Origin of the sequence: Aliiruegeria sabulilitoris (genome assembly GCF_001558155.1) — a bacterium.
GTDB classification, from domain to species: domain Bacteria; phylum Pseudomonadota; class Alphaproteobacteria; order Rhodobacterales; family Rhodobacteraceae; genus Tropicimonas; species Tropicimonas sabulilitoris.
This window is the reverse complement of record NZ_LOAS01000063.1, coordinates 1-9,172: the sequence shown is the minus strand read 5'-3', so window position 1 is coordinate 9,172 and position 9,172 is coordinate 1. Positions and strand designations below refer to the sequence as shown.

Sequence of the window (9,172 nt, the reverse complement as noted above, 5' to 3'; positions counted from 1 at the left end):
ATGAATGAAAGGAAACGAGCTTGACCCAGACGCCCAATTAGAGAAGCGGAAGTTCGCTGCTCGCGCGAGTTTCAGTTCACCCTCTCATGCCGATTCAACCGATCGCCGCAACACACTGGTCGAACATCTCCGCCGGAGACAGGTAGTTCAACGTTTTTCTGGGTCGTTCATTGAGTTCGCGAGCGACAGCATCAAGTTGGTCCTGGCTGTGAACAGAGAGGTCCGTTCCCTTCGGGAAAAACTGGCGCAGGAGGCGGTTGGTGTTTTCATTGCTTCCGCGCTGCAAGGGGCTGTGCGGATCACAGAAATAGATGTCGATATTCGTGGCGAACGACAGATCCTTGTGAGCCGCCATTTCGGTGCCCCGATCCCAGGTCAGCGACAAGCGCAACTCGTGCGGCAGGTACCGGATCTGATCCGTCAGCGCGGCGACCACACTCGCGGAATCCCTGTTCGCGATTTTCGCCAGCATCACGTAGCGCGAGCGCCGATCGACCAGGGTCATTATCCAACTTTTTCGGGAGCCGGCGATCAGGTCGCCTTCCCAGTGGCGGGGATGGCGCGATCCTCGACACTGGCGGGCCGTTCACGGACCGAGACCGCCTCCCGGATCTTTCCGAGCCCCTTGTTCTTGAGGCTGGCATGGCGCGAGCGGCGAATAGCACGAGGCGCCCGCCGATGGGCGAGAAGCTCTTTCTTCAGCACGCCCCGAGCCTGGATGAACAGGCTCCGATAGATCGTTTCGTGGGACACACGGGCCGCCTCGTCATCGGGATGATCACGCTTCAGCCAGCCTGCGATCTGCTGCGGCGACCACTTGCGTTCGATCTTCCCGGCCACTGTGTGACAGAGCACAGGCCGGCTCGCCAGCTTACATGACTTGGGTCGCCGCGCTCGATCCCAGGCGGCCTCGTCCGACGGCACCGCCCGGTAGCGAGAGCGACCACCATTGCGCCGCACTTCCCGGCTGATCGTTGATGGCGCTCGCTTCAATTGCCGGGCGATGGCACGGTAACCCGGAGCCCGCGTGATATCTCCTCGCGCTCAACCAGAGCCAGTGCCAACCGTGATCGTCTGCGCTCCGGCGGACGGATGCCGCCAGTTCGCGCAAGCAACGGGTAGATCGAGGACCAGTTGCGATCGAACAGCCGCCCGATCGAACTCATCGACTCGCCGCGTTCCCAGCGATCCCAAATCTCTGACTTCTGCTTTTTCGTGAAATAGATCCAACGACGATAAGCCATTCATAACACTCCATCCCTGCTTCAAGGTTGAAGTATTGCGTCGACCCTATGAATCCACCCGACAAAGCAGCCATTCGCCCCACGAAAGCTGGGATGATTGGCCAATGGCGCTTCGCAGGGCAACTCGCAGTTGGTTCCTCGAATTGTTGACCCTGTCTGCCCAGTTGCACTCGTGCAATACATGGCCACACATGCCTTCATGCGCATGTCACAGGGGAACCGCAAAGTGCCAATTATCGACCTGAATGGGGCGAGTATTCACTTCACCGACACGGGCGGTGATGGCGAAGCAATCGTGTTCTCCCACGGTCTCCTGTTCAGTGGAGCCATGTTTGAGGATCAGGTTGCGCAGTTCCGGGACAGCTACCGTTGCGTCACGTTCGATCATCGGGGTCAGGGACAGAGTGGCGTAACCCGGGACGGATATGACATGGAGACCCTGACCGCGGATGCCGCCGCCCTGATCGAGCACCTTGGCGTTGCGCCATGTCACTTCGTCGGCCTCAGCATGGGCGGTTTTGTCGGCATGAGATTGGCGGCGCAACGGCCGGACCTGTTGAAAACCCTCACCCTTTTGGATACCTCGGCCGACCCCGAACCCGCTGAGAACGGGCCGAAATACCGGATACTCAACCTTGTTGCCCGCTGGATCGGGCTGTGGGCTGTTGTTGGGCGAGTCTTGCCGATCATGTTTGGTCGGACGTTCCTGAGTGACCCGGCGCGTGAAGAAGAGAGGAAGCGGTGGGCATCGGCGATATCCGGCAACCACCGGATCGGCATAACGCGGGCCGTATCGGGCGTGATCGCCAGGGATGGTTGCGCTGATCTTCTGAGGGCGATCAGGATGCCTGTCGGAATTGGCGTCGGGGATGAAGACGTCGCCACAGAGCCTGCGAGGTCCGAACGCCTGCATGGAGCCATCAGCGGATCGGAGATGGTCGAGTTTGCCGGGGCGGGCCATTCGTCGTCGATCGAAACGCCAACCCAAGTGAGTGCCCTGATCGACCAAACGATCCAGCGATCCGCGAACGGAACCAATTCGCAACGAAACGCCTGACGGCATGCTATCAGGCAGCAAGACCCAGGGTCTGGGACGGCAGTTCGCGAGAGCGGGATTGGTCCAACGAAAAACCGCTCTTCATTCCGTCAACTTGAACAGCGACCTTTCAGAGTGGCCGCTGAACATGGAGGCAGCACAATCGCGAACAATCAGTTCCCGGGTGACAGGTCCTGCGGGCATTGCCGCGGCTGGCACGAATGACGGGAGTGGGCCAAGAACGACGTCTCTTGGTTTGAATGCCGCGCACCCGACGCGGTAGTGCAGAAATCGACAAAGAGGGCGGTTTGCAGACATCTGCTGCAGCTGGTTCCAAGGTCCGGTTCAGTGCTCTGCAAAAAAGCCGCCTATGTGGAGGATTCGGGGTTCGGCGCCCCCGAGTTCAGGCTGTTTCGAAATCCAGCTGTGCTCTTCCCGGTCTTCGTCTTGAACGCCCTCGAGAAGTTTGAAGTGCTTCTGTAGCCCAGTTCGGCGGCTATCTCGGAAATACTGCACTCCTCTGATGTCAGTAGGTCTCGGGCCCTGTGCAGGCGCAGATCGTCGCGGATGTTCGCCGTGTTCGACGCCAAGGTCTCAGCAGCGGATTTTCTGGCTATATTCATCACGAAAGGGGATTGTGCTACTGGACCCAAGGCAGCCATCAACACGCAAAAAAACGGACCGACCTAAAGCCACCGGAAAAAACCCGAGTATTTCAACGTCGCCGAGCTGAACCAGGTCTGGCGGAAATGGCGTTACGCCATGCGTTCTGCGACTTGCAGCGTCGACATACACGCTCTCCGAACCACTCACTCCTGAACGAGGTTTTGCAGCGAAGACACAAACGCTCTTGCGGCACATCATTGCGTGCGCGTTTGGGCGACATCGTGTCTTGCTCAGGCGATGTTATCATTGGTTCGTGACCTCCGTGTCAGACAAGCGGGCAAGATCGTCGAGCGCGCTTTGGATGAGTTCCTGTCGGCTGGCGTCCTGAGCCTCAGCGGTCTCGGAGTAGCGGCGGATCAGGTACTGCACCTTCACGGCTGCATCCCGCCAGTTCATTGCTGGCTCGACGAGAAGGGTGGCCTCCAGTTCCTCTTGCCGCTCTCTAAGGTTTTCCCGATCGACCTCGAATTTCTGGAGAGAATGTCGACGGATGTGAGTCACCATGCTGCTTTCGGCGCTGCGTTTTGTGCCAAGCTCGACTGGGTTACTGGTCATGGCAGTGCTCCCGCCCGTAAGGCCGTCCGTCCGGAATGTAACGCTCCTCAAGAGCGAGATTGCTCGCCCGGGTCGGCAATCCTTCGTTTTCGGCGGCCTCAATCGAAGCCGCGTCTTGCAGGCAATCTCGGGGCATTCGGACCACGGGCTTGTCGTCCAGTATCTCGCTATCCGATTGTTGTGCGCACGATCTGGAATAGAGCTGGCGAATCTGGATTTCAGAGAATCCGTCAGCCTGCATCACGAGGCGCACCATCGGGTCGGCCAACATCTCTTCCAGGAAGAGCTGCGACAACTCAAGCCCGGTCAACTTGTCCTTTGCTCGCACGCTGTCGAGATCAGCGAGCGAGACAGTCAGGGTCCGAACCAGCCCGGTATGGGACACCCGCGGTCGCAGATGAACAAGAACCGAGGCTTTCCATGCTTCGGGGTTCAGATGGTCGGGGGGCGAACAGAGCTCGGTTTCAATCTCGTAGTCTCCCGCCGGAAGCGTTTCATCAAAACCGGGCAAGGTGAACGGCCGAGAGAATATGGCGGTTGTCTTTTTGGTGAGAGGAGTCATAATTTTTCCAGTGCTGGAATTTCTTGTTCGTTTACGGATCCAAGGACAGCTCAATTACTGTTGGAAGATGTCTTTTCATCTTTTGGTTTCGTCTGCGCTTTCGGCTTGTGGACGTCGATTGCCCTGTCCTTTAGTTCGAGTGGGTCCGTCAAATCTTCAGGGGGCCGAAACTTCCGCAAAGCCGTCGCCCTGGACTTCAAATCCTTTAAAGACATGCTGTCTATTCCTTGATTGCCCGCGACCATTTCATGCCTGCAAAAGGGCGAGAAATGTTTGTGCGGCTATCACCTATATGGGGATCGAAGTCCCATTTTACGATGGGTCGCCAAAATAGGAGACCACTGATTGGGGGCGGATTGGTTCCGTCGCGAGCCGAATGGATTACATTAAAGCCGGTCTCGTGTGGCATTGGCTATCCGCGATTTCGTTTCTCAAAGACCTGTCATGGCTTGAAATTTTCACAACACCGGGCGCGTTCATGACCCGCATAAGTGCATTATAATTAAGTTGAAACCTCAGCTCGCTCCCAACGCGCAGCGGACTGTTTCTGCTTTCAACGACAATGTGATCACTGGTCGCTCCAACGAATGTGACTCCCACCGGAAATTTCAGACCCGCCGGTTCGGTGTCCTGGAATCCGACGGCGAGGAGAGATCGTGTTTTCCAATGGTCGTCGTGCACCAGACGCAGGTCCGAACCGGCCGGATTGACCGACTGCAACACCAATTTCTGTGGTTTGATCTTTGTTTCGATCACCTCGGCGACAAGCGTGAAGGCATCCGTGTGAAGCCCACCAATTGAAGCGCCTGAAACAGGGTCAACTCCCAGCAAAATCGCCTCACCCAGACGCAGATTGTTGACCCGACCCATAGTCCCCAAACCGAGAGCCCAGGGTAAGCTTGCAGAGCTGCCTCCCGAAACCGTTTCAAGGACTGGCCCATATGATCCCTCGATGTCATTCGCCAGAAAAGTGAGCATCGCCAGGGCCTCGGGGTTTGGTGCAACGCCACTCAGGCAAGCGAAATTGGCACCGATACCTTTCAAGGCGACGCCGGGCATCCTGACGACCTGGGAGGCGATGCCCGCCAAGTCATCGGGCATTATCCCTTCCCGCATGTCGCCCAGTTCGACCATCAGGATGACGTTGTGAACAATGCCTGTGCGCCGTGCTGCAGCGGCGAGTTTCGCGATGACTTCGATCTCTGTGTTGAAACTGGTCTCGCAGTTCGAACAGATCCTATCGACCTGGCTCAACATTGGGGTTCGGATCATGGAGATGGGGCACGAAATCCCCGCCTTGCGCATCCTCACCACATTTGTGATCCGCGCATCCGCGAGTCCCGTCGCGCCTCCTGCGAGCATCGCATTTGCAATTTCAGGGTGGCCGCATGCAGCTTTTGTCACACCGGTCACGGTGATCCCGCGCGATCTCAGACGTTCGACCAGGCAGCGTGTATTGTGCTGAATCTTGGCCAGATCGACTTCGATGCGCGGTGTCATCATTCTGCTGCAATGACGGGCGCTCGTCGCAGTTCCGGAAATGCCGCAAGAACCATTTCAGTCAGATATGGGACCGGCCGATTGAGAGCATCCGTGACGGGCAGGTGCAGGCTGCGCGAATAGCTCGTGATTGCCCCGTCGACCTCGGCATCCGTCATCCCTTCGTGATTGATCGTCAGCCCGATCACCTTGGTATCGGCGAAGGCTTCGATGAGGGCGATCTCGTCACGCGGTTCGGGCATCGCCATGTTTGGAAAGTCGCAGCGATGGGGGCGCTTTGGCGCATGCTGAAGGATCACGGCGTCCGGTTGACTGCCACGCAAAATGAATGCCGACGTACAGAAGGCGGGATGACTGAGCGCACCCTGCCCTTCGATCAATATGACCTCGGGCCGTTCGCCTTTCGAGGCCGCAACGATGGCCCCCTCAAGTTCGCCACAGCAAAACTGTGGCGGCACCGCGTCCATCGCGACGCCGTATTTGGCACCCTGCATCAAACCTGTCTGACCCGTGCCAACCAGAACCGTCTTGATCCCCATTGCATTCAGGGCACGCGCCAGAACGGTTGCTGTCGTCCGCTTTCCGATGGCGCAATCCGTCCCCAGGACGGCGATGCGGATCGCCTCTACATTGGCGACGCTGCCGTCGAACAACCGCATGTCCTTGCTGGGGCGCGGCTTGCGAAGATCGTGGATGGTTACCTTCTCGATTTGAGCGGCGGAAGAAATTTCCGCATCATCTCCGAGATATTCATGCAGCCCGCTGACGATGTTCATACCAAGCGAAATAGCATCGAGAACAACACGGCGATCCTCGACGGACAGTCTTCCATTGGATGGTGCCATTCCGTAGATCAATGTGTCTGGAGTCGTTATTTCGTTAGTAACGGCCGTTTCGAGACTCCCGAACACGGGAATATTGTTGGTCATATTGTCAAGAACCTGACCGCTGTCCTTCCCGCCGTGGTCGCTGTCGATCACCGAAAGAATGCGGTAGGTTTGAGAATGTCGGACAAGTCCATTTGCAGTCTTTCCGTCAAGCTTCGCAAAGTTCCTTTCGCAGTACACAATTGCGGTGGGTGTTCTCGACGAGGCGGGTTCGGCCGAACGTCGTGGAGAATTGGCCCTTTTGGACATGAACAATTGCTTGGCTTCGACGATCTCGCGCAAAACGTTCGGGTGAGTATGTGTCATTTCCATGGTCTATCCCTTTGATTCCGCAAAGCCCTTCGCATCAATTCGAATGAGGCACGCAGAGTGCGTGCTCGGCTTATGCGCCGGAGCGGCATCTAATTGTTGAGTACGCAACGGCCTTTTGACTGTTGAAAGTTCCTGTGGCACTCCCATCGATTCCCGGATCTGTCGAGATGAGCATTCGGGGGCAGTTCAATGGCGACGCATGTATCCCCAGACACAGAGAAACCGCGGTCGCATTCCCAGCCGGAACCATAACCTACATCGTTAAGATAGGCGTTTTCGGGGATGTCGACGGCCATGCATTTTCCGTCTTCCTCGAAATAACCACGTTCACATGTCCATGGATTGCCGTGGCTCGAGGTGTTCAGAAAGGCATTTTCCGGCACCAAAATGGTCGAACATGTCTCTCCCTTGACCTCGTAGCCGCGATTGCAGCGCCAAACTGATCCGTAGGAATCGTCTTCCAGATAGGCATTTTCCGGCAGCAGAACTTTGTTGCAGCCACCATCAACCTTTGTGTAGCCGCGCAGGCACTTCCATCTGTTTCCCGAGTCGTCGAGATACGCGCCTTGGGGAACCGGAACCTCGACACAGGATGCGCGATCCACCTGTGTGAAACCATGCAGGCATTCCCACCCGGCGCCATAGGTTCGGTTCGTGGGATATGCGTTCGCCGGCACGACGATGGCGACGCAGGTATCGCCATCCAACCGATAGGACAGATCGCATTCCCATCCGCCGCCATAGCTTCTCGCATGTGCATTTTCGGGCATCGACGCAGTTGTCGATTGCGACATTGCCGGCGATGCAAAGGCCGTCAAGGTACCGATTGTGACCAAGAGAAGCGTTGCCACAACCTGTCCGATGGACCGAACATTTAGCGTTCGGTCCATTGTTCTCGTGTGTTGCGCGGCAGGCAGTATTCCCGTTGGATTACGATTCACCTAGTTCCAGCCCCGCAATACATGCCTGTGCCAGATCACGGTTCGGTGCGTCGGAACCGGGGACTGTCGCCCAGCCGGCCTCCATGACGGCATCACGCCGCTTGTAGTTCGTCGCTTCGCGGATCGTCGCAAGTTTCGCAATGCGGTCTGCATCGGTCCGGGCCATGTCAACACAGACCGGAAGCAAAGCTGCGATGACATTGTCGTTGGCCAGGTCGCTGGCCATCTCTTCTGCACTGCCACCGGTGACCCAGCCGCCCCAGGAGAAGCCTGCAATTACAGTAAAGACGGCACCGACGACGGCACCCTGGATGCCGGGTTTCAGCCATTCGGGAGTGTTCATTTTAGATCCTCCGGCGGAGAAAGCGCCGCCTCGCTATAGTTGATGGTTTCAGTGGCGATCCGATCACGCCGCAGCACCAGTTCCAGGTCCTTCTGGGTGATCGGTCGCATCGCAATGGAGCCCCCGCGATTGCCTTTTCCATGGACGATCAGGTAGGTCGAAATCCGTCGCCAAGCTTCGAAGCTGAGGCCTTGCAGAAGCTCTTCCTCGACGATCACCTCGTAGGTACCGGCGGGAAGCTGGCCCGGATAACCAGGTTGGGCGAACGCATTGAAAAACGTCACCATTGATTTGGACGACCGTGTATTCATTCCAGGCCTCCGTGAATTTCTGTGGGGACAACCTGCACCATCCTGCGTTGGACATTCGGCAACGAGGTTCGGGCAAGGTTTGGTATTATGGAGGACCATAGGGCGCGGCTGCCGGGCTTGCGCTGATCGAGGTTAGTTCCGGACGAAAAACTGTCTGATCGGAAATGATCAGCGGACCACCTGCCAAGATCATCCGGGTGCGCCACTGATCTGCGTAAGGGCCCCGGACCGTTCAACTCCATATGATTCCATCCAACAGCCCTGCCCTTTGGTCGGTGCACTGCCGACGGCGTGCGAACCTGATCATTGCCCCGGGCTCAAAGAGAAAAGGGGATAAACTTGTCCGGAGTTGAACATCTGCAACCAGACGGAACCGATTTCGATCGCTTTCTATACGCTACCGTTGGCGAAGACCGAAACGGGTCTGCCGTAACCGTTGTGTCCGCGCTGGCAAGGCTTGGCCTCGATCCCTGGATAGAGGCTGCCAAGCTTGCATCGCTGGGACGGGAGGCTGCCTGCGAACGGCTTGGAAGGTCGCTCTCGGGATTCAAGGATGTCCCAACGCTTGCTCTTGAACACGCGGCCGTTGCCGCAACCCTGACAGCGCTACTGCCCGACCGCTTGTCCCGCCGCGCGACGAAGCTGGCCAAACCGGCGATGCCCAAGGGGCCTTCGATCCGAGGCAGATGGATTCTGGCCATCCTCATCGTCTTTCTCGTGGTGGCACGCTTCTATTTCCTCGCCAATGGCGGTTGAGGCTCGCCAGGGGTGCTGCCATGTGTGGACGGCTCCGTTGGCGCAAGGGATGATTTGAG

General features: G+C 57.5%; 10 protein-coding genes and 1 pseudogene. 2 read left to right on the top strand and 9 right to left on the bottom strand.

All coding sequences use genetic code 11. From position 1 onward, the window contains the following. Positions 1 to 94 precede the first annotated feature (94 nt). A pseudogene (locus AX756_RS24090) lies at positions 95 to 1,244 on the bottom strand (IS30 family transposase). A gap of 226 nt (positions 1,245 to 1,470) precedes the next feature. Between AX756_RS24090 and AX756_RS24085 the strand changes: the two are divergent. Then, positions 1,471 to 2,301 carry an alpha/beta fold hydrolase gene (locus AX756_RS24085; protein ID WP_068318290.1) on the top strand — a complete coding sequence of 277 codons (831 nt, stop codon included), beginning with the start codon at positions 1,471 to 1,473 and terminating at the stop codon, positions 2,299 to 2,301. Between the two features lie 347 nt (positions 2,302 to 2,648). On the opposite strand, the gene AX756_RS26825 is transcribed toward AX756_RS24085, so the two are convergent. From AX756_RS26825 to AX756_RS24045, 8 genes are all read right to left on the bottom strand, one after another. Next, the gene (locus AX756_RS26825; RefSeq protein ID WP_163886978.1) at positions 2,649 to 2,903 is read right to left on the bottom strand and encodes a helix-turn-helix domain-containing protein; all 255 of its coding nucleotides are present in this window, start codon (positions 2,901 to 2,903) and stop codon (positions 2,649 to 2,651) included. A gap of 286 nt (positions 2,904 to 3,189) precedes the next feature. Beyond that, on the bottom strand, positions 3,190 to 3,501 hold the full coding sequence (locus AX756_RS24080) for a hypothetical protein (protein ID WP_068318285.1): 312 nt from the start codon (positions 3,499 to 3,501) through the stop codon (positions 3,190 to 3,192). Continuing rightward, positions 3,491 to 4,063, bottom strand: a complete 573-nt coding sequence (locus AX756_RS26560) for a hypothetical protein (protein ID WP_231701173.1) — start codon at positions 4,061 to 4,063, stop codon at positions 3,491 to 3,493. Before AX756_RS26560 ends, AX756_RS24080 begins: the two co-directional genes overlap by 11 nt. A gap of 381 nt (positions 4,064 to 4,444) precedes the next feature. Further along, positions 4,445 to 5,563 carry an alanine/ornithine racemase family PLP-dependent enzyme gene (locus tag AX756_RS24065; protein ID WP_231701172.1) on the bottom strand — a complete coding sequence of 373 codons (1,119 nt, stop codon included), beginning with the start codon at positions 5,561 to 5,563 and terminating at the stop codon, positions 4,445 to 4,447. After that, a complete protein-coding gene (locus AX756_RS24060) occupies positions 5,563 to 6,762 on the bottom strand; it encodes an N-acetyltransferase DgcN family protein (RefSeq protein WP_231701171.1) in 1,200 nt (399 codons plus the stop codon). Before AX756_RS24060 ends, AX756_RS24065 begins: the two co-directional genes overlap by 1 nt. Positions 6,763 to 6,851: 89 nt before the next feature. Next, positions 6,852 to 7,613: a hypothetical protein gene (locus AX756_RS24055; RefSeq protein WP_156461670.1), complete on the bottom strand. Its 762-nt coding sequence runs from the start codon at positions 7,611 to 7,613 to the stop codon at positions 6,852 to 6,854. 79 nt (positions 7,614 to 7,692) lie between these two features. Continuing rightward, positions 7,693 to 8,046 carry a hypothetical protein gene (locus tag AX756_RS24050; protein WP_068318275.1) on the bottom strand — a complete coding sequence of 118 codons (354 nt, stop codon included), beginning with the start codon at positions 8,044 to 8,046 and terminating at the stop codon, positions 7,693 to 7,695. Then, on the bottom strand, positions 8,043 to 8,357 hold the full coding sequence (locus AX756_RS24045; RefSeq protein WP_068318272.1) for a hypothetical protein: 315 nt from the start codon (positions 8,355 to 8,357) through the stop codon (positions 8,043 to 8,045). Before AX756_RS24045 ends, AX756_RS24050 begins: the two co-directional genes overlap by 4 nt. 339 nt (positions 8,358 to 8,696) lie before the next feature. Here AX756_RS24045 and AX756_RS24040 point away from each other — a divergent pair, with 339 nt between their 5' ends. Continuing rightward, a complete protein-coding gene (locus AX756_RS24040) occupies positions 8,697 to 9,113 on the top strand; it encodes a hypothetical protein (RefSeq protein WP_156461669.1) in 417 nt (138 codons plus the stop codon). Positions 9,114 to 9,172: the final 59 nt, after the last annotated feature.